This window comes from Pseudoduganella sp. R-34 (genome assembly GCF_049904655.1).
Classification (GTDB): domain Bacteria; phylum Pseudomonadota; class Gammaproteobacteria; order Burkholderiales; family Burkholderiaceae_D; genus Rugamonas.
Map to the genome: position 1 here is coordinate 4,269,933 of NZ_CP184572.1, position 25,999 is coordinate 4,295,931.

Annotated in this window: 25 protein-coding genes; 11 read left to right on the forward strand and 14 right to left on the reverse strand. The window is 62.9% G+C overall.

Annotation, left to right across the window (positions count from 1 at the left end; translation table 11 throughout):
- The first annotated feature begins 4 nt into the window (after nt 1-4).
- On the forward strand, nt 5-979 hold the full coding sequence (locus ACN9MW_RS19435; RefSeq protein ID WP_426162134.1) for a branched-chain amino acid ABC transporter permease: 975 nt from the start codon (nt 5-7) through the stop codon (nt 977-979).
- Nucleotide 980: 1 nt separating this feature from the next.
- A complete protein-coding gene (locus ACN9MW_RS19440) occupies nt 981-2,048 on the forward strand; it encodes a branched-chain amino acid ABC transporter permease (protein WP_426162135.1) in 1,068 nt (355 codons plus the stop codon).
- Here ACN9MW_RS19440 and ACN9MW_RS19445 read toward each other — a convergent pair.
- From ACN9MW_RS19445 to ACN9MW_RS19465, 5 genes are all read right to left on the reverse strand, one after another.
- The gene (locus ACN9MW_RS19445; protein WP_426162137.1) at nt 2,017-2,790 is read right to left on the reverse strand and encodes a substrate-binding periplasmic protein; all 774 of its coding nucleotides are present in this window, start codon (nt 2,788-2,790) and stop codon (nt 2,017-2,019) included. The genes ACN9MW_RS19440 and ACN9MW_RS19445 overlap by 32 nt on opposite strands.
- 3 nt (nt 2,791-2,793) lie before the next feature.
- Nucleotides 2,794-3,417 carry a glutathione S-transferase family protein gene (locus ACN9MW_RS19450; protein ID WP_426162138.1) on the reverse strand — a complete coding sequence of 208 codons (624 nt, stop codon included), beginning with the start codon at nt 3,415-3,417 and terminating at the stop codon, nt 2,794-2,796.
- 21 nt (nt 3,418-3,438) lie between these two features.
- Entirely contained in the window at nt 3,439-4,137 is a 699-nt protein-coding gene (locus ACN9MW_RS19455; RefSeq protein ID WP_426162139.1) for a glutathione S-transferase family protein, read from the reverse strand.
- A gap of 67 nt (nt 4,138-4,204) precedes the next feature.
- On the reverse strand, nt 4,205-4,795 hold the full coding sequence (locus ACN9MW_RS19460) for an NF038129 family PEP-CTERM protein (protein ID WP_426162140.1): 591 nt from the start codon (nt 4,793-4,795) through the stop codon (nt 4,205-4,207).
- A gap of 10 nt (nt 4,796-4,805) precedes the next feature.
- Nucleotides 4,806-7,739, reverse strand: a complete 2,934-nt coding sequence (locus tag ACN9MW_RS19465) for a putative Ig domain-containing protein (RefSeq protein WP_426162141.1) — start codon at nt 7,737-7,739, stop codon at nt 4,806-4,808.
- A 666-nt stretch (nt 7,740-8,405) separates the two neighbouring features.
- On the opposite strand from ACN9MW_RS19465, the gene ACN9MW_RS19470 reads away from it, so the two are divergent.
- On the forward strand, nt 8,406-9,032 hold the full coding sequence (locus tag ACN9MW_RS19470; protein ID WP_426162142.1) for a YceI family protein: 627 nt from the start codon (nt 8,406-8,408) through the stop codon (nt 9,030-9,032).
- Here ACN9MW_RS19470 and ACN9MW_RS19475 read toward each other — a convergent pair.
- Nucleotides 9,016-9,645 (reverse strand): LysE family translocator, encoded by a 630-nt coding sequence (locus ACN9MW_RS19475; protein ID WP_426162143.1) that lies wholly within the window; start codon nt 9,643-9,645, stop codon nt 9,016-9,018. The genes ACN9MW_RS19470 and ACN9MW_RS19475 overlap by 17 nt on opposite strands.
- Before the next feature lie 101 nt (nt 9,646-9,746).
- On the opposite strand from ACN9MW_RS19475, the gene ACN9MW_RS19480 reads away from it, so the two are divergent.
- The 3 genes from ACN9MW_RS19480 (at nt 9,747) to ACN9MW_RS19490 (ending at nt 13,065) form a co-directional block, all read left to right on the forward strand.
- The gene (locus ACN9MW_RS19480) at nt 9,747-11,459 is read left to right on the forward strand and encodes an ATP-binding protein (RefSeq protein ID WP_426162144.1); all 1,713 of its coding nucleotides are present in this window, start codon (nt 9,747-9,749) and stop codon (nt 11,457-11,459) included.
- On the forward strand, nt 11,456-12,076 hold the full coding sequence (locus tag ACN9MW_RS19485; protein ID WP_426162146.1) for a phosphohydrolase: 621 nt from the start codon (nt 11,456-11,458) through the stop codon (nt 12,074-12,076). The genes ACN9MW_RS19480 and ACN9MW_RS19485 overlap by 4 nt, the downstream gene beginning before the upstream one ends.
- Before the next feature lie 290 nt (nt 12,077-12,366).
- Complete coding sequence (locus ACN9MW_RS19490) at nt 12,367-13,065, forward strand: hypothetical protein (protein ID WP_426162147.1); 699 nt, start codon at nt 12,367-12,369, stop codon at nt 13,063-13,065.
- 286 nt (nt 13,066-13,351) lie between these two features.
- Here ACN9MW_RS19490 and ACN9MW_RS19495 read toward each other — a convergent pair whose 3' ends face one another.
- From ACN9MW_RS19495 to epsC, 4 genes are all read right to left on the reverse strand, one after another.
- On the reverse strand, nt 13,352-13,555 hold the full coding sequence (locus ACN9MW_RS19495; protein ID WP_426162148.1) for a hypothetical protein: 204 nt from the start codon (nt 13,553-13,555) through the stop codon (nt 13,352-13,354).
- A gap of 143 nt (nt 13,556-13,698) precedes the next feature.
- Complete coding sequence (locus ACN9MW_RS19500; protein WP_426162149.1) at nt 13,699-15,459, reverse strand: amidohydrolase; 1,761 nt, start codon at nt 15,457-15,459, stop codon at nt 13,699-13,701.
- Nucleotides 15,460-15,463: 4 nt separating this feature from the next.
- Nucleotides 15,464-16,030 (reverse strand): YceI family protein, encoded by a 567-nt coding sequence (locus tag ACN9MW_RS19505; RefSeq protein WP_426162151.1) that lies wholly within the window; start codon nt 16,028-16,030, stop codon nt 15,464-15,466.
- A 126-nt stretch (nt 16,031-16,156) separates the two neighbouring features.
- The gene (epsC, locus tag ACN9MW_RS19510) at nt 16,157-17,098 is read right to left on the reverse strand and encodes a serine O-acetyltransferase EpsC (protein WP_426162152.1); all 942 of its coding nucleotides are present in this window, start codon (nt 17,096-17,098) and stop codon (nt 16,157-16,159) included.
- 126 nt (nt 17,099-17,224) lie between these two features.
- On the opposite strand from epsC, the gene ACN9MW_RS19515 reads away from it, so the two are divergent.
- Nucleotides 17,225-18,427, forward strand: a complete 1,203-nt coding sequence (locus tag ACN9MW_RS19515) for a multidrug effflux MFS transporter (RefSeq protein ID WP_426162154.1) — start codon at nt 17,225-17,227, stop codon at nt 18,425-18,427.
- Here the strand turns inward: ACN9MW_RS19515 and ACN9MW_RS19520 are convergent.
- From ACN9MW_RS19520 to ACN9MW_RS19535, 4 genes are read right to left on the reverse strand one after another with little or no spacing between them, the layout of a single operon-like run.
- Nucleotides 18,397-18,654, reverse strand: coding sequence for a hypothetical protein (locus ACN9MW_RS19520; RefSeq protein WP_426162155.1), 258 nt, complete (start codon nt 18,652-18,654; stop codon nt 18,397-18,399). The two genes, ACN9MW_RS19515 and ACN9MW_RS19520, sit on opposite strands and share 31 nt — an antisense overlap.
- Before the next feature lie 51 nt (nt 18,655-18,705).
- Nucleotides 18,706-19,326 carry a helix-turn-helix transcriptional regulator gene (locus ACN9MW_RS19525; protein WP_426162156.1) on the reverse strand — a complete coding sequence of 207 codons (621 nt, stop codon included), beginning with the start codon at nt 19,324-19,326 and terminating at the stop codon, nt 18,706-18,708.
- The gene (locus ACN9MW_RS19530) at nt 19,323-20,564 is read right to left on the reverse strand and encodes an MFS transporter (RefSeq protein ID WP_426162157.1); all 1,242 of its coding nucleotides are present in this window, start codon (nt 20,562-20,564) and stop codon (nt 19,323-19,325) included. Before ACN9MW_RS19530 ends, ACN9MW_RS19525 begins: the two co-directional genes overlap by 4 nt.
- 55 nt (nt 20,565-20,619) lie before the next feature.
- A complete protein-coding gene (locus ACN9MW_RS19535) occupies nt 20,620-21,282 on the reverse strand; it encodes a GntR family transcriptional regulator (protein WP_426162158.1) in 663 nt (220 codons plus the stop codon).
- A gap of 130 nt (nt 21,283-21,412) precedes the next feature.
- On the opposite strand from ACN9MW_RS19535, the gene dctP reads away from it, so the two are divergent.
- The 4 genes from dctP to mdcA are packed head-to-tail and all read left to right on the forward strand — an operon-like array spanning nt 21,413 to nt 25,994.
- Nucleotides 21,413-22,429: a TRAP transporter substrate-binding protein DctP gene (gene dctP, locus ACN9MW_RS19540; protein WP_426162159.1), complete on the forward strand. Its 1,017-nt coding sequence runs from the start codon at nt 21,413-21,415 to the stop codon at nt 22,427-22,429.
- A complete protein-coding gene (locus ACN9MW_RS19545; protein ID WP_426162160.1) occupies nt 22,426-22,980 on the forward strand; it encodes a TRAP transporter small permease in 555 nt (184 codons plus the stop codon). Before dctP ends, ACN9MW_RS19545 begins: the two co-directional genes overlap by 4 nt.
- Nucleotides 22,977-24,326 (forward strand): TRAP transporter large permease, encoded by a 1,350-nt coding sequence (locus ACN9MW_RS19550; RefSeq protein WP_426162161.1) that lies wholly within the window; start codon nt 22,977-22,979, stop codon nt 24,324-24,326. The genes ACN9MW_RS19545 and ACN9MW_RS19550 overlap by 4 nt, the downstream gene beginning before the upstream one ends.
- A complete protein-coding gene (gene mdcA, locus ACN9MW_RS19555; RefSeq protein WP_426162162.1) occupies nt 24,327-25,994 on the forward strand; it encodes a malonate decarboxylase subunit alpha in 1,668 nt (555 codons plus the stop codon).
- Nucleotides 25,995-25,999: the final 5 nt, after the last annotated feature.

Below are 25,999 nucleotides of genomic sequence, written 5' to 3' on the forward strand. Positions count from 1 at the left end.
GCCAATGCCATCCGTTCCGCGCGACTATATACCAATGCTGCTGGTGCCGGCCCTGATGCTGGCCATGCTGCCGCTGGTGGGCAGCATGCCGACCTGGCTCACGCTGACCGTGGCCGGTCTGGCAATGGGGATGATGCTCTTCATCATGTCCAGCGGCCTGACTCTGGTGTTCGGCCTGATGGACGTGCTCAATTTCGGCCACGGCGCCTTCGTCTCCGTCGGCGCCTTCGCCGCCACGCTGGTGCTGGTGCCGATGCAGGGCTGGATGGAGGCCGATTCGCTGGGCATGAACCTGGCCGCGCTCGGCCTGGCGATCGTCATGGCGATGGCCGTGACGGCAGCACTGGGCTGGGCCTTCGAACGTCTCATCATCATGCCGGTCTACGGCCAGCACCTGAAGCAGATCCTGATCACGATGGGCGGCATGATCGTGGTCGAGCAGCTGATCCACGTGCTCTGGGGCGCCGACCACAAGCCGATGCCGCTGCCAACCGCCCTGCGCGGCGCCCTCGTGCTGGGCGACGCCGCCATCGAAAAATACCGCTTGCTGGCCGTGGCGGTGGGCGTGCTGGTGTTCATCGCGCTCACCCTGGTGCTGAACCGCACAAAGCTCGGCTTGCTGATCCGTGCCGGCGTGGAAAATGGCGAGATGGTCGAAGCACTTGGCTACCGCATCCGGCGCCTGTTCGTGGCGGTATTCGCGGCCGGCTCCGCGCTGGCGGGCCTGGGCGGCGTGATGTGGGGCCTGTACAAGGAAACACTGACCGCTTCCATGGGCGGCGAGGTGATGGTCATGGTCTTCATCACGATCATCATCGGCGGCCTCGGCTCGGTGAGCGGCTGCTTCATCGGCGCGCTGCTGATGGCACTGACGGCCAATTACGCCGGCTTCCTGGCGCCGAAGCTGGCGCTCGTGTCCCATATCGTGCTGATGATCGCCATCCTGCTCTGGCGGCCAGCCGGCCTGTCGAGGAAATGACATGCTGAACACCCTTCTTTCCGGCGACCTGCCGCGCAGCCGCGCCCTGTCCGTCCTGCTGCTTGTGGTCGTGCTGGGACTCGCGCTGGCGCCCTTCATCACCAGCGGGGCCCGGCCGCTCAACACCGCCGCCACCATCTGCATCTACATCGTCCTGGTCGCCTCGTATGACCTGTTGATCGGCTACACGGGCATCGTGTCCTTCGCCCATACGATGTTCTTCGGCATCGGCGCCTACGGTGTCGGCCTCGGCTTCGACAGTCCCACACCCGCCTGGGGCGACATGGCACTGGGCCTGGCGGCGGCGCTGGCGTTGACGCTGGTCCTGGCCTTCGTCATCGGGCTTTTTGCGCTGCGCGTGCGCGCCATCTTCTATGCCATGATTACGCTGGCGGTCGCGTCTTCGTTCGCGGTGCTGGCATCGCAAATGTCGGCCTGGACCGGCGGCGAGGACGGCAAGACTTTCGACGTGCCAGACCTGCTGTCTCCCGCCAACGAATTCGGCGAATTCATGGGCCGCATTGTGGACGGCAAGGTGCTCACCTACTACATCGTGTTTTCCTGCACGGTGCTGATCTTCCTGGCGCTGCTGCGCATTGTGAACTCGCCTTTCGGGCGCGTGCTGCAGGCGATCCGCGAAAACGAGTTCCGCGCCGAGGCCCTGGGCTACCGCACCGTGGTCTATCGCATCGCAGCCAATTGCATCGGCGCCGTTGCCGCCGCGCTGGCCGGCGCCCTGATGGCGTTGTGGGCGCGCTATGTCGGCCCCAAGACCACGCTGGGCTTTGAGGTCATGACCGACATCCTGCTGATTGTCGTCATCGGCGGCATGGGCACCATGTACGGTTCCGTGATCGGGGCCGTCCTGTTCATCCTGGCGAACAATTACCTGAAGTCCCTGATGGCGCAAGCGGCAGGCGCGATGGCCGGCGTGCCGGTGCTGGCGGCCGCCCTGCACCCGGACCGCTGGCTGCTCTGGCTCGGCATCCTGTTCATCCTCGCCATCTACTTCTTCCCCAGCGGGATCATAGGGAAATTCAGGCAGGCGGCAGTCCGGCCAGGTACCTAGCCAGCAGCCCATCAGCCTTGCCGCTGCTGCGCAATGCATGCACGGCGCGGCGCAGTTCCGTCGCCAGGTCCTCGTCGGCGTTATGGCGGCTCAGGTGCAGGTGGATCTCGCGCGACTGCACCGCCAGCACCCCGCCCAGGCGCGCGCGCGGCACGCCCAGCAAGCGCATGGCGTGGAATACCGCCAGGCGCGTGCCGACCGAGGCATCGAGCCGCCCCTCCTGCAGCATGCGTATGCCTTGCAACTGGTCGGTGATTTCATGCTTGCGGTATTCCCGGTCGTCCAGGAAGGCAGCACCATAATCCGAGCCGCGCAACATGCCCACCGTGCGGCCCCGCAGGTCTTGCAGGCCGTCGAGCTTGAGGCCCGCCCGCCCGATGGCGATGACTTCCGTCGTCCACAACATGCCCATGGGTTCGGCCGCTTCCGCGATTGCCGAGTTGGAGGTGGCGATCATCAGGTCCGCCTCGCCCGAGCGCAGCATGGCGATGGCGCGCGCGTAGGGGGCAAGGGTGATCTCGACCTGGCGCTGCGACTCGCGGGCGATCAGCTCAAGTGCTTCCACGAACAGGCCGCTCTTGCGGCCGCTTGCGTCGAGTACGGCGAAAGGTGGAATGGCCAGGGCCACCGCGCGCAGGGGCCGGGGCCTGGCAAGGGTGCGCAACGGCCAGGAAGCCGCCGCCATTGCAGCGATGGCGGCCGGCATGCAGCCCAGCCAGCGCCGGCGCTGCGCCATTTTCATCGTTCAGGCCCCTGCTGTGGCGCTTGGACGGTCGGCAATGCGGTCGCGCCATGCCTGCAAGTGCTGCAGCCCGTGGTCGGAGGGACGAAATTTCATCAGCCCGCGCGCAAACTCGATGGCGCAAAAGCCGGTAATGTCGGCAATGGTGAAGCGCGGCCCCGCCACGAAAGGCTGCGCGGCCAGCACGCCATCCAGCCATTTCGCGTTCTCGCGGAACTTCTCGCCTTGCGAAGCGCCGAAGTCGGCGAACTGCGGATTCTCGATCGGCGCAAAGCCGGGATGGGAGTGGCGGATGCTGTTGGCCGCAATGGCAAACAGGTGCAGCTCCATGCGGCGATCGGCCATTTCGATGAAGGCACGCTCCTCGGCGCCCTCGCCCATCAGGTTCGGCGCCGGGTGCAGGCCTTCCAGATAGGTGCAGATGGCGCGCGTTTCGCACAGGATGCGGCCATCGTCCAGTTCGAGCGCCGGCACGCGGCCGAACGGATTCACCGCCAGGTAAGCTTCGCTGCGATGTTCGCCCCTGCCCAGGTCGACCGCCTGCAATTCAAGCGCGATGCCCTTCTCGGCCATGAACATGGCGACGCGGCGCGGATTCGGGGCGCGCGGGGCGGTGTACAGCTTCATTGGGTCTCCTTGGTGTTGTGATCAGCGCGACTGGCCGGTTTCCAGCATTTTGCGCGCCTCGGCCGCAAATTGCTCTACTTTCTCCTGACTGTCGGCGCGATCCAACACATTGCTCGGCGGCCGCTCGATGCCGCGCAATACGGCAGGACGGGCGCGGACCTGGCGAATCCAGCGCTGCAGGTGCGGCAGGCCTTCGGTCTCCACCCCGGACCAGCGATGGGTGCGCACCCAGGCCCAGTTGGCGATATCGGCGATCGAATAGTCGCCGGCCAGGAATTCATGCTGCGCCAGTTGGCCGTCCAGCACGCGGAACAGGCGCCGGCACTCGCCCTGGTAACGGTCGATGGCAGGCTGGATCTTGTCGGGGAAGTAGCGGTAGAAGACATTGGCCTGGCCCATCATCGGGCCGATGCCGCCCATCTGGAACATCAGCCATTGCAGCACCAGGGAGCGGCCCTTGGCGTCCTGCGGCATCAGGCGGCCGGTCTTCTCGGCCAGGTAGACCAGGATCGCGCCCGATTCGAACACCGCGAAGCCATCGTTGCCGCGGTCGACGATCGCGGGAATGCGCCCGTTCGGATTGATGGCCGTAAACCACGGCTCCTTCTGCTCGTTCTTGCCCAGGTCGAGCACATGCATTTCGTAAGGCAGCGCCAGCTCTTCCAGCGCAATGGAAATCTTGTGGCCATTCGGCGTGGCGGCGGTGTACAGGTCGATCATCGCGGCTCCTTTCACGGAATCGCTGCATCATAGCTGCTTTTCCGCCCCCACGCCGGGGCCAGCCGCGTCAGGCGCGGCGGCGGGTGAATGCCAGCAGGGGCAGGCCTGCCAGCAATAGCAGCCAGGCGGTGCCAGGTTCCGCAACCACCTGCACGTCAACCAGCGGACTGGCGCTGGCCAGGACGAACTGCGGGTTGCCGCCCAGGACAGGCTGCACCGAGACCGTACCGAGGTCGCCGTCGGCGCCCAGATAGCTGGTGTCGTTGAACAGCGCCCAGCCGAAGGTCGAACCGGCATCGCCCTGGCCCACCAGCAGGTTGACGTCGAAGGAGAACACGCCGCCCAGCGTCACCGCCTGCACCCAGTCGCTGCCGCCATCGGCATTGCTGAATGCAAGCGGGCCAGGCGCGGCGCCGGACACAGTCCCGCTCACGTCCGGCGTGCCAAGCAGCTCGCCTGCCAGGTTGGTGACAAGCGCGGTGGCCGGCGTCGCATCGGCCAGGCCGATGAAATACAGGCCGAGGAATGCCGGGCCGGTGCCCAGCGAGGCGGTGTCGACGCTTACCTTGTACAAGGGCCCGGCGGCAGCCTGCCCCGCACCACAGGCCAGCATTGCGGCCAACAGCAGCCGCGCCAGCATAGTTTGCAGTTTACTCATGATGGTGTCCTCAATACTTGACGCTGAAAAGTTGACGGGTATAGCCGATGGCAGCCTTGGCCGGATTGCTGAAGGTCGTCGTCACGGTCACGCTCTGGCCCGGCGCCAGGTCAAGGGTCGGCAGCGTGATGTAGGGCACGCCATCCTTGATGCCGGTCGCGTTATCCAGCGTCACGCCCGGCGTCAGCCCGTACAGCCGGAATTGCAGCGGCCCGCTGACGGTATGGTCCGTAGCGTTGACGATGGTCACGTTGCCGGTGTACTTCTGCGTGAAGCGGTTCATGTTCAGGCCCGATTGCTGGATCTTGACGATCGGCGTGACGTCCACTGGCGTCAGCAGGTCGTAGCGGTCGCCATGGAAGCGCAATTCGCTATAGGAGGAAATGCCCGGATAGGCAGGATCGGTCGGCGGGCCCGGATGGTCGACCCGCACCATGAAGTAGCGATAGCGTTGTTCCGACAGGCCTGGCAGCACAGGAATCGTCTCCAGCTCGAAGTTGCGGTTGCTGGTATCGGTGGTTTCGCGGCTGGTCAGCAAGGTCCAGTTCGAATTGTCGTTCGAGCCGTAGATATTGATGCCCTGTGAACGGTTGGCGAACATGAAGCGGGCCTGGATGCCGAAGGCGTCGACGGACACGCGATAGTCGGCGCCGAAGTCGATGGTCACGACATTGCGCAAGTCGCCCGACGTGCTGTTGTAGTCGCCGTCCACCAGCAGGCCGACACGGTTTACGTCGAGCGTGGTGGTGGTCACCATGTGCTTGCTCCAATCGAGGCTGCCGTCCAGCGCAACGCGCGGGTTCAGCAGCTCGAGCTTGGCCACCACCGCCTGCACGGATTTCAGCAGGGCCGGAAAATCGGCATCGGACACCGTCATCATCTGCTCGCGCAGCGGGGCAATCTCCTGCTGGAAGGTCGCCAGCGACGGCGTGGTGTAAACGCTGGCAGGGTCATAGCCGCCCTGCGCCGCCGCAAAGGCACTGGCGCGGTCCGGCTGCACGCTCAGGCGCGCGGTCATGGTGCTGATGGAAATGCCGTCGGTGGCGCTGATCACGATGTCATGCAAGCCGCTTTGCGCCGCAGCCGGCGTCCAGTTGAAGGCGCCGGTCGAGGTATCGAGCGTGGCGCCATCCGGGATGCTGATCGCCTTGTAGACCACCGTATCGCCGGCTTGGGCATCGGTGGCCGTGTAGGTCGCCTGGTAAGGCACGCCCTGCACCACCAGCTCCGTGGCCGGGAACACCGGCATGGCAAAGCGCGGCGGGGTCAGTTGGGTCGGCGCGGCCATGTTCACGAAGTCCACGTCCACCGTTGCCCCTTCGGCGCCGGTGAATTTGAAGTACATGATATTGTCGCCCTGGCGCTTGCCCGGCGTGGCCGCCCACGACGTGTCAGGCACGATATAGCGCCACTGGCCTTGCGTGTCGGGCACCGTCATTTCGCACCAAGGACTGGCGCTTTCGGTGGCGCTGGCGGCAAGCTTGGTGACCGCATTGGTGCGGATCATGATGCCGGCCGGCGCGTACTTGGCGCGGTCGGCGTACTGCACGTCGGTGAACACCACCGTAGCGCCGGCCGGCGTGACGTTGGCATGGCCGAAGGTGCGGTCGCCCTCGCTCACCTTGCTCCAGTCGCCCTTCAGGTAGATCGATTTGCGTTCCGTCTCCAGCATGCCCGTGTTGGGCGGCAACGCCGCCCCGGTCAGCGCCTTGGGCAGCGACAGGAAGGCTTCCGCTCCCATGTCCTTGTTGGCCGGCGCGCCGGGGCCCCAGCGGGTCACGAACTCGTTCGAATGCGCGTTGGCGGCCGCCAGGAATGGCGCTTCGACATCGACGTCCACGCCCTCTTCGTACTTGTACACGTTATACAGCTCGGGGATGCCGCCCACTTCGTACAGGCGGCCGCGATAGGCTTCCGATTGGGAAGAGGTGCCGCCCGAGGTATCGGCCCACGGCGCGGCATAGCCAAGCATGAACTGGGCGTAGGCATTGGCGCCCATCAGCACGCGGTTGCCGCCGAACTTGTAGACGCTCACCGCGTCGCCCGAGGTGGAAGGCTTGCCGGTGAACGGGTCCACTTTGGTGCCCTGGGCCGTGACCAGGCGCAGCAGGCCGGTCAGGTTGTCGACATTGTCCCCGCCGTGGGCCTGGTCGCGCTGCATTTCCTGGATCTGGTAGAAGGGATAGCCGTACTTATTGTAAGGGCTGTCCGCCTCGATCAGGGGGATCAGGGGCAGGATGGCGCCATTGATGTCCTGCCGCGTCGAGGTGGAGTTGACCGTCATCCATTCCACGGTTTCGTCATAGCGCGCGCGGTTGTCGGTAAAGATCGCCCCCGACATGCGCCCCACGATCGAATACACATGCTGGTTCATGAAGCGCTCGTTGCTGGCGAAGAAGGTGCGCTCCATCGGGTCGACCAGGTTGTCCTTCAGCTTCTGGGTGTCGGTGTCGGTCCAGACCAGCGGGTAGGCGGTGTAGCTCGGATCGCCCGGCGTGTAGCGCATGATCTCGGCGGCAGCCAGCATGCGGAACAGCGGCACGCCGGTGTGGATATGCGCATCCGGATAGTAGGCATAGCCATCCTTGTTCATATTGCTCCAGGTGCGCAGAATGCGCATGGCATTGCGGCGGTACTCGTTGCGGCCAGTGATGTAATACAGGATGGCCTGCGTCAGCGCGCCCTGCGAATCGTTGATCAGCCGCACCTGGGCCGTATTGCCGTTGAAGTTGGGCGTGTTGGGCGTATCGATCTTGGTCGAATCGCGATTGGTCGGCAGCAGGTTGATGTTCGCGTAATTGCAGCAGACCGTAGCCAGGGTGTTGTAGTAAGTCTTGTACGGCTCGACGTCGGCGCGCACCTGGGCGCGTGCGTACTCGAGCTGCTCCAGCGTGATGCCGAGCGCCGGATGCTTGATCCCGGTAGCGCTAATAACGGGTTGCAAGACAGGTGTTGCTACATAGTCGACTGCGTAAGCGGGCTGAAATGAAGCGGCGATCGCTGCCGCCACGGCCAATACCCTGAACCCGGCCATGACCCCGCCCTTTAGTGAATGGTTATGCATGATTATCCTTATTAACCAATGTCGAAGGGACATACCGAAACCCGAGCGTCTCCTCTCGTGTTATCGATATCAGGCCAATATAGCACGCACCCCTGCAGCTTGCCTTAAAATTATGTTATCGATATCTAGGCAAGCGATACCGTTTACAGATGGGCAAAAAAAAACCGGCCATTTGGAGGGGGCCGGTGAAAAACGCTTTTTAGGGCGCGGGGATAGAAGAAACCGTGCCGGATTGAGGAATCCGGCAACCCGGCGTACAGGGATGCTGTACGCTATGGACGTACTTTGCCAGCTTTCCGCCGCCTAAGGCTTAGGAGTTCATTAAGGTAGCCAATAATCCCGGGCAAAAAAATACCCGCGTCATTTGCGCGGGTAAAGGGATTCAAATCGGGAGAGATTTGAAAGTGCAAGGGGATATTCTCGAAAACGAAAACATCACGACTTCGTTTAAGATAGTACACTTTTTATAATAGAAACTCTCCAATAGTCACAATGCGAAAAAAAATTTGCAAATGGACTTTTCGAAGCGCGCTTTTAGCGGCGCTTTTGGCCATTTCCGCCTGTGGCACCCAGCCTCCAGCGCCCCCTGCCGCCGCACCGGCAAGCGCGGCCCCGGCGCTCCAGGCCAGCCGCTCGGCGCACCGGATCATGGCGGGCGAATCGCTGATCGCCATGACGGTTCGCCGTGGCGGACCGCTGGCTCGCATGGGCCACGACCACGTCGTTGCCACGCGCCAGATTGAAGGTTTCGTGGACGTCGAACAGGGCCGCACTGAATTACGCTTCCGCCTGGACCAGTTGACGGTCGACGAGGCAGCGCTACGCAAGGAAGCCGGGCTCGAGACCCAGCCTTCGGCCGACGCAATTGACGGCACGCGGAGGAATATGTTCAGCAAGGTCTTGCAAGCCGAAGCCTATCCATGGGTGCTGGTGCGGGCCGCCTTCGAACCGGGAATGAAAGACAAGCTGCGCGCGGAAATCACGCTGCATGGCGTGACGCGCGCATTCCAGGTGCCGCTGCAGTTGCGCGAGGATGGTGCAGTCCTGCAGGCCAGCGGCGCCTTCACCGTCAAGCAGACCGATTTCGGCATTACGCCATTTGCCGTTTTCGGCGGCGCACTATCGGTGAAAGACGAACTGGAACTGAGGTTCGCGATCAGCGCGCGACGATAAGGCGCAAGCCCAGGCCGACGAAGATCGCGCCGGCGCCGCGGTCCAGCCACAGGCCGGCGCGCGGATTGCGGTTGATCCATTTGCCCACGGCGCCCGAGAAGTAGCCCAGCGCCCCAAACAGCAGGCAGGCTTGCAGCGTGAAGACCAGGCCCAGTTGCGCGGTCTGCCAGCTGGCATCGCCGCGCCCTGCCACCACGAACTGCGGCAGGAAGGACAGGAAGAACAGCACCACCTTCGGATTGATCGCATTTGCGAACAAGCCTTTGGCAAACAGCTTGCCCAAGGACTCCTCCGGCAGGGCCGCCTGGCCCACTTGCGCGCCGCCCTTGCTGCGCAGTGCGCCATATCCCATCCAGATCAGGTAGAGTCCCCCCGCAACCTTGAGCGCGGTGAATGCTGCAGGCGATGCGGCAATCAGCGCACCCACGCCCAGTGCGGCCAGCAGCGTATGACTGAGGCAGCCCAGGGCGCAACCGAGGCCGAATACCACGCCCTGCTTGCGTCCACGGGACATGCCCATACTTAATACCATCAGGTTGTCCGGACCTGGCGATACGGTAATGAGCATGGCGGCGGCCAGGAAGGCCAGCCCTTGTTCAGGAGAAATTAACATAGCCGGGATCATACACGAGTGCAGCGGGGCATAACAATTCAGTATCGCGCCATGATTATTTGTCCATTACAATAATTGCTATTGAGGAGATCATTAATATTTTGTTTTCTTCGTTTGCATCGTTTATTGAACTGCTTGCGCCCCTCTTATTAATCCTGGGGTTGGCGGCGTTTATCCTGCTGATATGGGAGAACCGCAGCCTAAAGAAGCAATTACAGGCGCGGGAGGCCGCGCTGAGGCAAACGCAGATTCAAAATGAAAAGCTGGGCCGCCACCGCATCGACTTCCTGGCGGCCATGAGCCACGACATCCGCACCCCGCTGGCCGGCGTGATCGGCATGCTGAAATTTGCCCTGCGCGACCGCACCATCGCCGACCGTACCGGGGAATACCTGCGCATCGGCCTGAAAAACAGCGAAGCCCTGCTGGCGATCCTGAACGACCTGCTCGATTTCTCCCGCATCGACGCCGGCCGCCTGTCGATCAACACCCAGGACCTGGACCTGATCGACATCATTGACGAAGCCATCACCATCCTGCGCCCGCAGGCCGACGCCAAGGCCCTGCTGCTGCGCTGCGAACTGGCGCCGGGCCTGCCGCGCCATGTGCAGGGCGACCCCAACCGCATCCGCCAGATCCTGCTCAACCTGCTGGGCAATGCCATCAAGTTCACCGAACGCGGCGAAGTGCGGCTGCGCGCTTCCGGCGAAACGGCTGACGGGCTGGCCCGTGTCAGCTTCAGCATCAGCGACACGGGCCCGGGCATTCCACTGGAAATGCTGCCGCGCCTGTTCCGCAAATTCGAGCCCGCCGACCTCTCTTCCACCCGCCAGGCCGACGGTCCCGGCCTTGGCCTGGCCATCTGCAAGGAGCTGGTCGGCCTGATGGGCGGCCAGATCGAAGCCGATACCCGCCTCGGCAAGGGCACCACGCTGCGCTTCTCGCTGCCGCTGGCACTGGGCGGGCCGCTGGAGCAGGACCCGGTCAAGATCCCGGCCAACCTGCGCCACGCCTACCGCTTGCGCGTGCTGTGCGCCGAAGACGTGCGCACCAACCAGATCATCATCAGCACCCTGCTGGAAGGCATGGGCCATGAAGCGACCGTCGTGGAAAACGGCCTGGAAGCGCTGCGCGCGCTGCACGAACGCGATTTCGACGTGGTGCTGATGGATGGCCGCATGCCGCAAATGGATGGCGAGCAGGCGGCCCGCCTGGTGCGCCGGGGCGGCAGCCAGGATTACCCGTCGCGCGATCCGCTGATACCGATCATCGCCCTTACCGCCAACGCCAACGAACTCGATCGTGCACGCTACCTGTCGGCCGGCATGGACGCTTTCCTCAGCAAGCCGGTGGATGAACGCCTGCTGTTCGACCAGCTTGAAAAGACCATCACGCAATTGCTCAATCGCGGCCGCAGCCTGCCGCGCACCGCGCCCACGCTGGCGGAACTGGACGACATGTTCGGCGTGGAGCCGGCCAGCCCGGCGATCCATATCCTGCCCCTCAGCGGCATGACAACACGCCACCAGCAGCGCATCGCCCAGGCCTTCCTTGAGGAAGCGCCACGCCGCATGGACGAAGGCCGCCTGGCCCTGCAGAACGGCGATGGCGAAGGCGCCACCAGCGCCTTCCACGCTCTGAAAGGCAGCTGCGGCTACCTGAGCGCCCCCGAACTGCATACCCTGTGCCATCAAATGGAAAAGGCCAGCGCCGCCGGCGACCTGCAGTCGGCCGCCGCACTGTTGCCCGAACTTGAAACACTTATCCTGCAAGCTTGCACCGACCTGCGTCGCGACGATACGATAGCGGCATGACGACTCAACGCGCCTGGGTGCGCATGCCATCCGGCCGCCGGCTGGACTTGCTGGACCCCACGCCCTTCGATTGGGATGACGCCGACCTCGCACTGGGCCTGGCACGCACCTATCGCTGGGGCGGCCACTCGGCCTGGCCCTTGCCCCTCTCCGTCGCCCAGCATTCGATCACGGTGCTGCAATTGCGCCGCCTGTGGTCGCCCGCCCCGCTCGACCCGCTGCGCTCGCTACGCGAGCTGCTGCACGACGCCGAAGAAGGCTTGCTGGGGTTCGATTGCATCTCCGTGCTCAAACCCTTCCTCGGCGACAGCTTCCGCGAATTGAGCCAGCGGCTGGAACAAGCGGTATTCCTGCGCTATGGCTTGCCGGCCTGGACGCCGAAGGAATACCAGGTCCACAAGCGCGCCGACCGGCTGGCCGCGGCCAGCGAAGCGGTGCACGTGGTGGGCTGGAGCAATGAAGAGGTGCGCCGCACTTTGAAGATCCACGCCGTGCCCCTGCATGACGATCCATTGCAGGCCTTGTATGGCGAACCGGCCTGGGAACCCTGGCCGCCCGGGCTGGCCTGCGAGCGATTTCTCGACGAATTGAACCGTCTCAAGGCAGCGGCTTCATAGTCCGGATGATAAAATTGCCGTAATGCGAAGTTTTTAAAGACGAAATTCCAGTTATCCACTTCTGCTGTGGATAAACGTGTGGAGAAGCGGGTCTTGACAGCCCGTTCCGCCTTTAACGGCGCGGCTTTCAACAAATTGCCCAATTCTTTGGCAATCGATTAGTCTGAATAGAATCAATGACTTAGCACGGTAGAGTGCGTGCCATTTTGCAACTCACTGAGCCTTCGGAAAATATTTTGACAAAAGTTCTGGCGCGGAATAGTGTGTCCACAACCGACAAAGGAAAATGCATGGACGTGAAAGTTCCTGACGACGATTCAAGCGAAGGATGGATGATCGACGACGAGGCGCAAGCCAGTTCCGCCGAGCAGGCTCCAGGCGCCAATCCCGCTCCATGGCGGGTACTGATCGTCGACGACGACGTCGACGTCCACGTCGTCACCAAGTTTTCACTCAGCAATGCATGCTTCATGGGACGCCGCCTCAGCTTCCTGCACGCCTATTCCGGCGAAGAAGCCCTGACCACCCTGCGCAACAACCCCGACGTGGCGCTGGTGCTGCTGGACGTGATCATGGAAACCAGCGATGCCGGCCTGCGCGTGGCCAACCAGATCCGCTCCGAGCTTAAGAATGAACTGGTGCGCATTGTGCTGCGCACCGGCCAGCCCGGCCAGGCGCTCGAACACAGCATCATCCTCGATTACGACATCAACGATTTCTGGTGCAAGACCGACCTCACGACGCGCAAGCTGTTCACCACCGTGATTTCCTCGCTGCGCAACTATGCGGACCTGCAAGTCCTGCAGTCGCAACTAGCAAAATACAACCAGCACCGCGAGCAATTTGCGGCGATCTTGCAGGGCCTGCAGAACGGCGAAGCATGGTCGGGGCACCTGGTCATCGGCCAGCCGGCCTCCACTGTGGATATCCAGGTCCAGCCGGGCGCCGAGCCGGGCAGTTTCAAGGCTTCGGGACGCATCCTGAATTAAGCACTGTATGCACGTACAGTAGTTATTTTAGCGCCATCTACCGCCGAATTCCCGGTAAAACGCGGTAAGTCGCGGATTGAAAAGGGCTTTTCCAATTATCCACATTGTTTGTGGATATCTTTGTTGATAAAGGGGTCTTGACAAGGCAAACAGCCCTCAACGACGCCATTTTCAACAAACTGCCTGTTCAATGTGCAGAAAAAAGCACCTTAAAAATCAAGGACTTAAAATCTCACCAATTCTCACATGCGTTCTTTAACTAATTAAAGTCGCGCGTTACTTTTCGTTAATTCTTGTGCATAACCCAGGCTGCCGAGCGCCGCTGGGCCGGTTGCAGCAAGACACGGCGGATGATGTGGGGAGCGATGTTATGGGATTTCATATACTCCACTGCGCACACGGTGCTGAAGCTCGCTTGCACCTCGATGCCACGGTCGACGATTTCACTGCGCGCCAGATCGACGCGTGGCAGGTATTGCAGCAGATCCATAGGAACACCTTCGGGCGGGGTGGGCGGTCAAGGAAGTATTGACCATGCCGCCAATAAGTCAATGGCCCACCCGCAACACCTACAGCTGAGCCCGTGTCACACCCTGGGGCCAGACCCCAGGGTGTGACACGGGCTGGTCAGTACTAGTGGTTCTGGTAGCCGCCGTAGTATTTGACTGGACTCCATTCGGGCTGCACGGGCGGCAACTCGGGGGCGTATTGGCCGAAGTCGGCGCCGGCGTGGACGATGCGGCCGTTCACCACGGTCAGCGCGCTTTCCAGCGTCTTGATCTCGGCTTCAGGGATGCTGAAATAGTCCTTCGGCAGGATCACCAGGTCGGCGTATTGGCCTTTGGCGATCTGACCTTTCAGCTTTTCTTCGCCGCTGAACCAGGCGCTGCCCTGGGTCATCAGCTTCAGTGCTTCGTAGCGGCTCAGGCGGTCCCTGGCCTGCCACATCGGCATGCCGCCCGCGGTCTTGCCGGTCACCGCCCAGTAAATCGACGGCCACGGGCCATAGCTCGATACGCGGGTACCGTCCGTGCCTAGGCCGACCGGGATCTTCATCTCCAGCATCTTGCGGATCGGCGGCATCTGGCGCTCCTGCGCGCCATAGCGCTTGGCGTAATGCTCGCCCTGGAAGTACATGCGGTCTTGCACAGCCACGCCGCCGCCAAGCTTCTTCACACGCGCCAGTTGATCATCGGTGATGGTCTCGGCGTGGTCGAAGAACCAGCGCAAACCGTTGAACGGCATTTCGCGGTTGACCTTTTCGATCACCGCCAGGTCGCGCTCGATCGATTCGCCGTATGTGGCGTGGATGCGGAACGGCCAGCGGTTTTTCACCAGTAGGCGCAGCACCGGTTCCAGTTCGCTTTCCATATGGCCCGGCATTTCCGGGCGCGGCTCGAGGAAGTTTTCGAAATCGGCTGCGCTCCACACCAGGTTCTCCCCTGCCCCTTCGGTGTTGTAGCCGTTGGCGTAGAACATATGGTCGTTGCGGTCAGGCTTGGTCATCGTGAGCCAGCGCTGGTAGTTTTCCAGTTCCTTGCCCGGCTTTTGCGCGAACAGATAGTAGGAAGTGCGCACGGCCAGCTTGCCGCCCTTGGCCAGTTCCAGGCTGACCGCGTAGTCGTCTGGATAAGCCTGCCCGCCGCCGCCAGCGTCGATCGCGCTGGTCACGCCGAGGCGGTTCATTTCGCGGTAGTACTGGATGGTGGAATTCAGCTGCTGATCGCGCGGCAGCGCGCCGGTCTTACCCAGCGTGGAGTACAGCACCATCGCGTTCGGCTTGGCGACCAGCAGGCCCGTCGGCTTGCCGTCTGTGCCCAGCTCCACCACGCCGTCCTTGTATTTGGTGTCCTTGTCGTAGCCCAGGACTTCAATGCCCTTCTTGTTCACGAAGCCAAGGCCGTACAGGTAGAGGATGAATACCGGCTTGTCCGGCACCGCCTCATTCAGTTCTTCCAGCGTAGGCAGGCGCTTTTCTTCAAACTGGAACTCGTTGAAACCGCCCACCACCTTGATCCATGCTCCGTCCGGCGTGCGGGCGGCCTGCTCGCGCAGCATCTGCATGGCGCGCTTCAGCGAAGTCACGCCGTCCCAGCGCAGCTCGGCGTTGTAGTTCAGGCCCTGCCGGATGATGTGCAGGTGGGAGTCGTTCAAACCGGGAATGACCGTGCGGCCGCCGGCATCGATTACTTGCGTGCCAGGCTTCTTCAGCTTGAGCACCTGGGCATTGCTGCCCACCGCAGTAATCACGCCGCCCTTGATGGCTACTGCCTGCGCGAAGCTGCCTTCACGCGCCATCGTGGCAACTTTGCCGTTCGTGATGATCATGTCTGTCGCATAGGCCTGCGACAGACCGGCAGCCAGCAAGGCTGCGGCCAGCAACGGTCTGGTCATGGACTTATTCCTTGATCGATTCGATCGAGAAGCCGAGGGTCAGCTCGTCGCTAACGTGCGGGGCGTATTTGCCGGCGCCGAAATCGGAGCGCTTGATCTTGGCGATCGCATTGGCGCCGCAAGCGTCTTTCTTCAGCATCGGGTGCGGCATGCACTGGAAGGAGGTCACTTCCAGGTTCACCGGCTTGGTCACGCCCTTGATGGTCAGGTTGCCTTCCACGCCCACCACCTTGTCGCCGTTGAACAGGAACTTGGTCGACTTGTAGGTGATGGCCGGATACTTGGCGGAATCGAGGAAGTCGGGGCCTTGCAGGTGTCCGTTAAACAGGTCGGAGCCGGTATTGACCGACTTCGGGTCGATGGTCACTTCCACCGAGCCGGTCCTGGCGGCGCGGTCGATCTGGATCTTGCCGGTGGTGCTATTGAATTTGTTCACCTGGGTCGAATAGCCGAAGTGGCTGTACTCGAAGCGGGAGAAGGAATGCATTGGATCGATGCTGTAGGTTTCAGGCGCCGCGGATGCGGCGAGGGAGAAGCCGGCTGCGAGGGCGAAGGCGATCAGTTTTTTCATTGTAAGAACTCCAGGTTGGGAATGACGGCCCATTATGCGACGACAACCGATCAGTGTAAAACGCATAATGTGCGCGCTACTGATCGACTTTTTCGATAGTAGGCACCAGTCTGGAGCGAAAAACAATCACCCTTTCGAGGTATCCCCCTCGCAATCGCTGCGCATCTGCGCCTGCGACACATTGCTGTTCGGCGGCACGCTCTGGGTCAGCCAGACATTGCCGCCCACAGTGGAGCCGGCACCGATGGTGATCCGTCCCAGCACGGTGGCGCCGGCATAGATCACCACATCATCTTCCACGATTGGATGGCGCGGCGTCCCTTTGATCAACTGCCCGGATTCGTCGGCCGGGAAGCGCTTGGCGCCCAGCGTGACGTGCTGGTACAAGCGCACGCGCTCGCCAATGATGGTGGTTTCGCCGATCACCACGCCCGTGCCGTGGTCGATGAAGAAGCTGGCGCCGATCCGCGCCGCCGGGTGGATATCGATTCCGGTGCGCGAATGGGCGATGTCGCTGACGATGCGCGCGATGAAAGGCGCGCCGAGCTTGTGCAGGCTATGCGCGAGCCGATATTGCAGGATGGCCACCATGCCTGGATAGCACAGGAGGATTTCCGCAATCGAGGTCGCGGCCGGGTCCCCGGCATAGGCAGCCTGCACATCAGAGACGACCAGGGCGCGGATCTGCGGCAGCGAGGCGGCGAAGGCGCGCGTGATGCCAAGGGCTGCGCGCGCCTGGTCTTCCTCGGTCTCCGCCACTTCTGCGCCGAATTGAAGCCCGCGCCGCACCTGTTCGTGCAAGCGGTCCAGCGTCGTGTTCAGGGTATCGCCGACGAAGTAGTCGATGCTTTCGTCGGTCAGGTTCGGGCGTCCGTAATGTGTCGGGAACAAGGCCGCCGACAAGCCCTCGAGGATTTGCACTAGCTCCGCGCGCGAAGGCAGTTCGCGCACGCGACGCTGGTGGCGGATATTGTGGGTCGCTTCGCGCGATACGCGCAACTGGTGTACCACCTCGTCGAGGTCCCAACGCGATGCGCCGCTTGAGGCGCCATAAGAGTCGATAGCCATAAGGCACAAGAATATCGAATTTACATTAAAAAGCGAAAGAAGCTGTTCGCACAAGCTTATGCTTTTCAGTCATAAGCACAGACTCCGGGATTCCCTTAAAATAGCGCGCTCACTCTCGGGCATCACATGAAGAATATCCTGCTTACCCTGCTGCTGGCCGGCCTGACCATGGTCGGCCCGCTGGCGATCGACACCTATTTACCCTCGTTCCCGGCCATCGCTGAGACCTTCAACGCCAGCCCGATGGCGATCCAGCAGACCCTGAGCCTGTTCCTGTTCACCTTCGCCTTCATGATGCTGTTCTACGGCACCCTGTCGGACAGCTTCGGCCGCCGCCCGGTCATCCTGTGGTCGCTGGTCCTGTACGTCCTGGCCTCGCTGGGCGGCGCCCTGGCCGGCTCCTTCGGCTTCCTGCTTGGCGCCCGCATCCTGCAAGGGCTGGCCTCGGGCGCCGGCTCCGTGATCGGCCGCGCCATCGTGCAAGACCGTTTCGAGGGCATGGAAGCTCAGAAAATCCTCGGCAACATCATGATGGTGTTCGGCCTGGCGCCAGCAATCGCTCCCGTGCTGGGCGGCTGGCTCCAGGTTTCCTTCGGCTGGCGTTCGATCTTCTGGTTCCTTGCCGCCTTCGGCGTCTTGATGTGGGTTGCCGTCTGGCGCTGGCTGCCGGAGAGCCTGCCGCAGGAAAAGCGCCACCCGCTGCACCTGGGCGCCATCGCACGCAATTACTGGATGGTGCTGAAGCACCGCCAGTTCCTCCTGCTGTCGGTGTCGCTCGGCGCGGCCTTTGGCGGTTTTGCCCTGTATATCGGCTCCGCCGCCTATTTCATCATGCATATCCTGAAGCTGCCGGAAACTGCATTTGCCTGGCTGTTCATCCCCCTGATCAGTGGCCATGTGCTGGGGGCAACGATGAGCGGCAAGCTGGCGCACCGCATGCCTCCGGCGAAGCTGATTCGCCTGAGCTTTGTGCTGATGGCCATTGCCGCTGCGCTCAACGTGGGCTACAACTGGTTCTTTGCCGCGACCGTGCCGTGGGCCGTACTACCGCTGTTCCTGTTCTCGTTCTCGCTCGCGCTGGCGATGCCGCCGCTGACGCTGGCCGGCATGAACCTGTTCCCGCAAAATAGCGGACTGGCGGCGTCGATGCAGTCCTTCCTGCAGATGATGCTGTTTGCACTGGTGTCCGGACTGGTGGCGCCGCTGCTGTTCGACAGCGCACTACACCTGGCGCTCGGCCTAGTGGCTTGCCTGGTGGTGAGCTACGCCACCTACCTCGGCGCCACGCATGGCCAGGCTCAGGGCCAGGGCGCCGGCGTCACTTCCTGATATTGCGGGCCGCCTTGCTCAGGCTCAGGCGCGGCCTGCGGTTTCTCGTGCCCCGGCCTGAGGTTGGGCGGCAAGCCAAGTCCGAGGATTTCCTTGCGGCCCTCGACAAAGTCGGAAGTGCTGAGCGGATGTTCGCTGTCGGGCCAATTGGCAATGGCCCAATTCTGCACCTCGACAAATCGCTTCCACACTTCCGAGACAAACTGCCGCCTGATCGCGTCATCCATGGGCGCCTCCGTTGGGTTTACCCCTACTCTACACCAGCGCTGGAAATGCTGTCACACTGGCTTGATGCGGTAGGCGCAACGGCGCTCCCCCGCCAGGATATGCTCCTCGCGCTGCACCTGGCATCCAGGACCCAGCACGCGCTGGAAAACGTCGAGTTCCGAACGGCAGAAATTCTGGCATTCGCGGGCTGCGGCGCAGATCGGGCAATGGTTTTCAACCAGCAGTAGCGATCCGTCGCCTTGCTGCTCGACTTCGGCCATATAGCCCTCCACGTCGCGCGCCAGCGCCAGGGCTTGCACGCGTTCAGGTAATGCCGTGCCGTCGCCGATCGCTTCGCGGTAGAAAGCCTCGCTGGCCTGTTCGCGGGCGGTGATCAGCTTATCCATGCCATCTTCCCCGAACAAGGCTCGCACTTGCGTGATCAGCTGCAGCGTCAAGTCGGCGTGACGGTCGGGAAAGCGCGCGTGGCCGGCGTCGGTCAACAGCCAGCGGCGCGACGGGCGGCCGACTTTTTCCGCCACATCTTCAAACGTCACGAAACCACGTTCCTCCGCCGCCTCCAGGTGGCGGCGCGTGCCCATCGAAGTCAGGTCGAGCAACTCGGCCAGTTGCTGCGCCGTGTGCGCGCCGCGCGTCTTCAGCAGGAAAAGGATCTGGTCGGCGGTATTCATGCGCCGGCTCCTTCAGTGCCAGCCAGCCCGCGCTGCACAGGCGCCGCCGCCATTTCTTCGCGCCAGCCGCGCAGGCGCCAGCCGGCCCATGCCGCCAGCACGGCGCCGAGCAACAGGATCAGGCGGGTATCGACCAGCGTCAGCACGGAGCCGATCGCCGCCATCACGATATTCGCGAAGCAGAACGTCATCGAAAGCAGGCCCATGACGGAGCCCTGTCCGTGTGCCGCGAAGCGGTCCGCCGCCCAGGATTGCACTGTCGCGTTATAGAAAGCGTTGGGCAGCCCGAACAGGCAGATCGCCACCATGCCGATCCACAGGTTGCCCAGCGCGACGCCGGCTACCGAAGCCGCCAGCCCGAAAGCCAGCCAGCTTGCGCGATGCAGCGGCTCCATGCTGCTCTGCCGGCCCGCGATGATGGCGGCCAGCGTCATGACGGCGCACATCGCCATATTGATGGTCGCAATGCCGCGTGCATCGTAGCCGCCCTGCTCCACCAGCCACAGTGGGTAGTATTCATAGAATCCGGTGATGCCGCAGGTCAGCGCCAACTGCACGATGAACAGCGTGCGCAGTTCAGAGACGCGCAACAGGTGCATGGCGTGATGCGAGCGCGCCACCTGCCACCAGGAGACGCCATCGGAAGGCGCTTTGGCGGCGCGCGGCACCGTCATCGCCACGAGCGCCGCAGCCAGCATCAGCGCCGCCACGGCAACCCAGAACGGAACCGTGATGCCGAAGCCCAGCGTAAAGCCAGCCAGCACCGGGCCCACCAGCCAGCCAAGGTGCAGCGAACCATTCACCAGCGACAGCGCCCGCAGGCGCTGCGGACCTTCCAGCTTTTCCGCCACCAGGGCACGCGCCACCGCGCCGTTCCCTTCCAGCAAGCCGGTGCCGAAGCGGGCCAGGATGAACAGCGGGAAGGACTGCATCACCAGCGCGAGACCGGTCAGCGCGTGGCCTGCCGCTGCGCCGAGGGCAGTGGCCAGCAGGATCGGGCGGCGCCCATAACGGTCGGACAAAGGCCCGAGCAGCGCCGAGCCGATCACCAGGCCGATCGGGTTCACCGTCAGCGCGATGCCGAACAGCAGCTTGGGCGGCAGGCCGAGGAAGTTGTTCAGGCTATTGTGGGCTTCTGCCGCGAACAGCGGCGGCAGGATGGGATATGGCAGTGATGCGCCCGTAGTGGACAGCAAGCCAAGCAGGCAGGTAGCCGCGATGAGGAGGAGATTGTTCATGCCCTCCAATATACGCAGCGCCCGACAATAAGTAAACGAAAATCTTTATTTATTATCAGGCGGCGGATTTGGTCAGTTGCGGCAGCGATGCCATCAAGTCCGAGAAGCGCTGCCCCTGGATCATCACGTGCCCGCGCAGCAGCTCGGCCGCCTTGTCGCCGTCACCCGCGAGGATGGCCTGCACCACGCCCTCATGCTCGGAATACGAATGGCCGATGCGGTTGCGCACGCGAAGCTGCAGGCGGCGGTATGGCCGCAGGCGCCGGTACAGGCTGCGCGTCTGCTCGAACAGGAAGCTGTTGTGGGCGCCGGCATAGATCGCCTCGTGGAAGGCCTCGTTGCGGTAGTAGTACTCGTCCGGCTCCTGCGCTTCCACCGCGGCCTTGCATGCCTCGTGGGCCGCGAGCAGGACCTGCTGCTCTTCCGGCGTCATGCGGCGCGCAGCCAGGCGGCCGCAGGTCGCTTCAAGCTCGGACATCACTTCGAACATTTCAACCAGTTGCTGCGGCCCCAGTTCGGCCACGATTGCACCGCGCCGTGGCCGGATCACCACAAGGCCCATCGATTCGAGTTGGATCAGCGTTTCGCGGATTGGCGTGCGCGACACGCCGAAGCGGGTCGCCAGTTCCGTTTCGTCGAGGTGCTGCCCTGGCTGCAGCTCGCCCATCGCAATCATTTCCTCGATGGTTTCCCGCAGGGTGGAAGAATGTTTCGTCATGGAACTAAAACTTCGGTATGTATATGAGACTCCATTATAAGACGCATATTTCACTTGACAATGTATTCGGTGAAGATATTCTTGTATACATAAAAAACAAAGCTGCATACTTAACCCCTTGGAGGATGACATGTCCCAGATGACCCGCAGGTCCGTTCTTGCCGCACTCGCCACCAGCCCGCTGTGGCTGCAAACCGCCTGGGCCCAGACAGGCTCGCTGAAGATTTCGCACCAGTTCCCCGGCGGCACCCTGGCCGAAGGCGACTTCCGCGACCGCCTGACCCGCATGTTCGCGGCGGAAGTCGAAAAGCGCACCAAGGGAGCCCTGAAGTTCGCGATCTATCCAGGGTCTTCGCTGATGAAGACCAACGCCCAGTTCTCCGCCATGCGCAAGGGCGCGCTGGACCTGTCGCTGGTGCCATTGTCCTACGCAGGCGGCGAAGTCCCGGAAGTGAATATCGGCCTGATGCCCGGCCTGGTCACGTCGTATGAACAAGGCTACGGCTGGAAAAACCAGGAGATCGGCAAGGCGCTGACCCAACTGCTGTGGGAAAAAGGCGTGGTGCTGGTGAGCTGGATCTGGCAGGCAGGCGGCGTCGCTTCGCGCGTCAAGCCGGTGGTCGATCCCGAAGATGCCAAGGGCATGAAGATCCGCGGCGGCTCGCGCGAGATGGACCTGATCCTGAAAGCCGCCGGCGCCGCCGTGGTCTCGCTGCCATCCAACGAAATCTACGCCGCCATGCAGACCGGCGCGATGGATGCGGCCTTGACCTCCTCCACTTCCCTGATTTCCTTCCGCCTCGAAGAAGTATCGAAAGCGCTGACCACCGGGCGCGGCACCGCTTACTGGTTCATGTTCGAGCCCTTGATGATGTCGCGCGCCGCCTATGAACGCCTGCCGAAAGACCAGCAAGCCGCCATCATGGCCGTTGGCGCCGAACTGGAAGCCTTCGCCAAGACCGCGGCCCAGGCCGACGACACGCAAGTGGCAGCCGTCTACCAGAAGGCCGGCGCCAAGGTGGTCGACCTGAACGCAGCCTCCGTCAAGAAATGGCAAGCCATCGCCCGCACCACGGCGTGGAAGGACTACGGCGAACGCAACGACAACTGCGCGAAACTGCTGGCCCTCGCGGAGAAAACGCTGTGAGCCACGGATTCGAACTCAACCCGCCCAAGGAGGCGGCCTTGCCGCAAACGCCCGGTCTTTCGACGGTCGGCATGCTGCTGGCGAAAGTGAACCAGGGCCTGCTCGTGTTGTCCATGGTGGCCATGGTGACCACCGCCCTGATCCTCACCTATTCCGTGGTGTCGCGCTACTTCTTCCACGCACCGACCGACTGGCAGGATGAAGCATCGATCTTCATGCTGGTCGGCGTCACTTTCTTCTGCTGCGCATATGTGCAAAGCTTCCGCGGCCATATCGGCATCGAGGCGCTGGCTGCGATCCTGCCGCCCAAGGCCAATGCGGTGCGCCTGTTCGTCGTCGACCTGCTTTCCTTCGTATTCTGCGCCTTCTTCTCCTGGAAATCGTGGACGCTGTGGCACGAGGCCTGGGTCGACGGCCAGACCACCACTTCCACCTTTGCGCCGCCGCTCTGGATTCCCTATTCCATGATGGCGGCCGGCATGACCTTGCTGACCCTGCAGATCCTGCTGCAAGTGCTGGTTCGTATCACTGAAAAAGGAGCCGCAAAATGAGCGAGCTGACTTTGGGCGCCCTGTACGGCATCGTCACCCTGGTGGTCATGTTCTCCGGCATGCCGATCGCGTACGCGCTGGGCATCGTGGCGACCACCTTCATGTATTTCTTCATGCCCGCCAGTTCGCTCGACACGGTGACCCAGAACGTGTACGAGGAAATGGCTTCCATTACCCTGTTGTCGATCCCGCTGTTCATCCTGAAGGGCGCAGCGATCGGCAAGTCGCCGGCCGGCAAGGACCTGTATTCAGCCATTCACACCTGGCTGCACAAGGTGCCTGGAGGCCTGGGTATCGCCAACGTGTTTGCCTGCGCACTGTTTGCCGCCATGGCCGGCTCCTCGCCGGCCACCTGCTCGGCGATCGGCTCGGCCGGCATTCCTGAAATGCGCAAGCGCGGCTACTCGCCCGGTTTCGCTGCCGGCATCATCGCGGCCGGCGGTACGCTCGGCATCCTGCTCCCGCCATCGATCACCATGATCCTGTACGCCGTGGCGGCGGAGCAGTCGCTGGGCCGCCTGTTCCTCGCTGGCATCGGTCCCGGCGTGCTGCTGGTGCTGCTGTTTGCCGGTTATGCCGTCTACCGTGCCCGCACCGAATACAAACTGGCGCTGGCGGCTTACCAGAAAGGCGGCGTCAAGTCGGCCTACCTGGAAGACGAACATTTCACGCTGCGCGAAAAAGTGGAAATGCTGCCGCGCGTGCTGCCCTTTATCATCCTGTTGATCGGCGTGATGGTTGCGCTGTACGGCGGCTTTGCCACGCCTTCCGAAACGGCGGGCCTGGGCGCCCTGCTCGCGCTGGTGCTGATCGCCGTGGTGTATGGCGCATGGCGCCCCAAGGACATGTCGCCGATCCTGTCCTCCACCATCAAGGAATCGACCATGCTGCTGCTGATCATCGGCATGTCGCTGCTGTATTCCTACGTCATGAGCTACCTGCATATCAGCCAGGCGGCTGCGAGCTGGGTGGTCGGCATGCACCTGTCCAAATGGGTGCTGCTGGCAACCATCCTGGTGCTGGTGGTGGTACTGGGCTTCTTCCTGCCGCCGGTCTCGATCATCCTGATGACGGCGCCGATCATCCTGCCGCCGCTGCGCGAAGCGGGCTTTGACCTGGTGTGGTTCGGCATCGTGATGACGGTAGTGATGGAAATGGGCCTGATCCACCCGCCGGTAGGCCTGAACATCTTCGTCATCAAGAACATCGCGCCGGATATTCCACTGCGCGACGTGATCTGGGGTGTGACGCCTTTCCTGCTGCTGATGGTGGCCGCGGTGATCCTGCTGTGTATCTTCCCCGGCATCGCTACCGGCCTGCCGGACATGATCATGGGAGCCAGGTAAATGAATGCACCAATCCGCGTGTGGGACAGCCTTCAACGCAATCGCAACGAGCGCCTGGCGCGCGCCCGCAACGTGCTCGGCGGCGAACTGGCAGGCAAGGCGCTGCCGGCAGCCCGCATCAGCGACCTTCTGCATGCGGTACTGGAAAACGGCGACCGCGTCTGCATCGAAGGCAATAACCAGAAGCAGGCCGATTTCCTGGCGCAGGCGTTGGCCGGTCTCGATCCGCAGCGCGTGCGCGGCCTGCACATGCTGCAATCGGTGCTGGCCCTGCCTGAACACCTGGACGTGTTCGAGCGCGGCGTTGCCTCGAAGCTAGACTTCTCCTTCTCCGGCCCCCAGGCCGCCCGCGTGGCAAAGCTGGCGGCGGCCGGCAAGCTGAATATCGGCGCCATCCACACCTACCTGGAGCTGTTCAGCCGCTACTTCATCGACCTGCCGCCGCGCGTGGCCCTGGTCGCTGCTGAAGCGGCTGACCGCCACGGCAACCTCTACACAGGGCCGAATACGGAAGACACGCCGCCCATCGTCGAGGCCACCGCCTTCAAGAACGGCATCGTGATCGTGCAGGTGAACCGCATCGTGGACGACCTGCCGCGCATCGACGTGCCAGGCGACTGGGTCGACTTCGTCGTGCAGTCGCCGACGCCCTACTACATCGAGCCGCTGTTCACGCGCGACCCGGCCCAGATCTCGGAAATCCAGGTCCTGATGGCCATGATGGCGATCAAGGGCATCTACGCCGAATACCAGGTACAGCGCCTGAACCACGGCATCGGCTTCGATACCGCGGCCATCGAACTGCTGCTGCCGACCTACGGCGCCTCGCTCGGCTTGCGCGGCAAGATCGCCACCAACTGGGCGCTCAACCCGCATCCCGCCCTCATTCCAGCAATCGAAGCGGGCTTCGTGGAGTCGATCCATTCCTTCGGCTCCGAACTGGGCATGGAAAACTATATCCGCGCCCGGCCGGACGTCTTCGCGGTCGGTTCGGACGGCTCGATGCGCAGCAACCGCGCCTACTGCCAGGCCGCCGGCCACTACGCCTGCGACATGTTCATCGGTTCGACCCTGCAGATCGACCTGGCCGGCAATTCGTCCACCGCGACGCTGGGCCGAATCTCCGGCTTTGGCGGCGCGCCCAATATGGGCGCGGATGCGCGGGGCCGGCGCCACGCCAGCCCGGCATGGCTCAAGGCCGGCGAACAGGCGCGCCAGGGCAGCGGCGCCATCCCGCGCGGCCAGAAACTGGTGGTGCAGATGGTCGAGACCTTCCGCGAACACATGCAGCCGGCCTTTGTCGAACGGTTGGACGCATGGGAACTCGGCGAACAGGCCAAGATGGCGATTCCGCCGGTGATGATCTACGGCGACGACGTGACCCACATCCTGACCGAGGAGGGCATTGCCAACCTGCTATTGTGCCGCAATGCGGAAGAGCGCGAGCAGGCAATCCGCGGCGTCGCTGGCTACACACCGGTCGGGCTGCAACGCGACAAGCGCATGGTGGAAAACTTGCGCGAGCGCGGCATCATCACGCGTGCCGAAGACCTGGGCATCGACAAGCGCCATGCCACGCGCGACCTGCTGGCGGCAAAGAACATGAAAGACCTCGTGCGAGCGTCGGGCGGCCTGTATGACCCGCCCAAGCGCTTCCGCAACTGGTAGGAGCC

Excerpts from the sequence above, each read along its gene's own strand:
- ACN9MW_RS19525 (WP_426162156.1), bottom strand. The coding sequence starts at position 19,326 with ATGAATACCGCCGACCAGATCCTTTTCCTGCTGAAGACGCGCGGCGCG.
- ACN9MW_RS19435 (WP_426162134.1), top strand. The coding sequence starts at position 5 with ATGCCATCCGTTCCGCGCGACTATATACCAATGCTGCTGGTGCCGGCC.
- ACN9MW_RS19445 (WP_426162137.1), bottom strand. The coding sequence starts at position 2,790 with ATGAAAATGGCGCAGCGCCGGCGCTGGCTGGGCTGCATGCCGGCCGCC.
- ACN9MW_RS19535 (WP_426162158.1), bottom strand. The coding sequence starts at position 21,282 with ATGACGAAACATTCTTCCACCCTGCGGGAAACCATCGAGGAAATGATT.
- ACN9MW_RS19460 (WP_426162140.1), bottom strand. The coding sequence starts at position 4,795 with ATGAGTAAACTGCAAACTATGCTGGCGCGGCTGCTGTTGGCCGCAATG.
- ACN9MW_RS19440 (WP_426162135.1), top strand. The coding sequence starts at position 981 with ATGCTGAACACCCTTCTTTCCGGCGACCTGCCGCGCAGCCGCGCCCTG.
- ACN9MW_RS19455 (WP_426162139.1), bottom strand. The coding sequence starts at position 4,137 with ATGATCGACCTGTACACCGCCGCCACGCCGAATGGCCACAAGATTTCC.
- ACN9MW_RS19500 (WP_426162149.1), bottom strand. The coding sequence starts at position 15,459 with ATGACCAGACCGTTGCTGGCCGCAGCCTTGCTGGCTGCCGGTCTGTCG.
- ACN9MW_RS19550 (WP_426162161.1), top strand. The coding sequence starts at position 22,977 with ATGAGCGAGCTGACTTTGGGCGCCCTGTACGGCATCGTCACCCTGGTG.
- epsC (WP_426162152.1), bottom strand. The coding sequence starts at position 17,098 with ATGGCTATCGACTCTTATGGCGCCTCAAGCGGCGCATCGCGTTGGGAC.
- ACN9MW_RS19475 (WP_426162143.1), bottom strand. The coding sequence starts at position 9,645 with ATGTTAATTTCTCCTGAACAAGGGCTGGCCTTCCTGGCCGCCGCCATG.
- ACN9MW_RS19505 (WP_426162151.1), bottom strand. The coding sequence starts at position 16,030 with ATGAAAAAACTGATCGCCTTCGCCCTCGCAGCCGGCTTCTCCCTCGCC.
- ACN9MW_RS19485 (WP_426162146.1), top strand. The coding sequence starts at position 11,456 with ATGACGACTCAACGCGCCTGGGTGCGCATGCCATCCGGCCGCCGGCTG.
- ACN9MW_RS19515 (WP_426162154.1), top strand. The coding sequence starts at position 17,225 with ATGAAGAATATCCTGCTTACCCTGCTGCTGGCCGGCCTGACCATGGTC.
- ACN9MW_RS19495 (WP_426162148.1), bottom strand. The coding sequence starts at position 13,555 with ATGGATCTGCTGCAATACCTGCCACGCGTCGATCTGGCGCGCAGTGAA.
- ACN9MW_RS19520 (WP_426162155.1), bottom strand. The coding sequence starts at position 18,654 with ATGGATGACGCGATCAGGCGGCAGTTTGTCTCGGAAGTGTGGAAGCGA.
- ACN9MW_RS19530 (WP_426162157.1), bottom strand. The coding sequence starts at position 20,564 with ATGAACAATCTCCTCCTCATCGCGGCTACCTGCCTGCTTGGCTTGCTG.
- mdcA (WP_426162162.1), top strand. The coding sequence starts at position 24,327 with ATGAATGCACCAATCCGCGTGTGGGACAGCCTTCAACGCAATCGCAAC.
- ACN9MW_RS19450 (WP_426162138.1), bottom strand. The coding sequence starts at position 3,417 with ATGAAGCTGTACACCGCCCCGCGCGCCCCGAATCCGCGCCGCGTCGCC.
- dctP (WP_426162159.1), top strand. The coding sequence starts at position 21,413 with ATGTCCCAGATGACCCGCAGGTCCGTTCTTGCCGCACTCGCCACCAGC.
- ACN9MW_RS19490 (WP_426162147.1), top strand. The coding sequence starts at position 12,367 with ATGGACGTGAAAGTTCCTGACGACGATTCAAGCGAAGGATGGATGATC.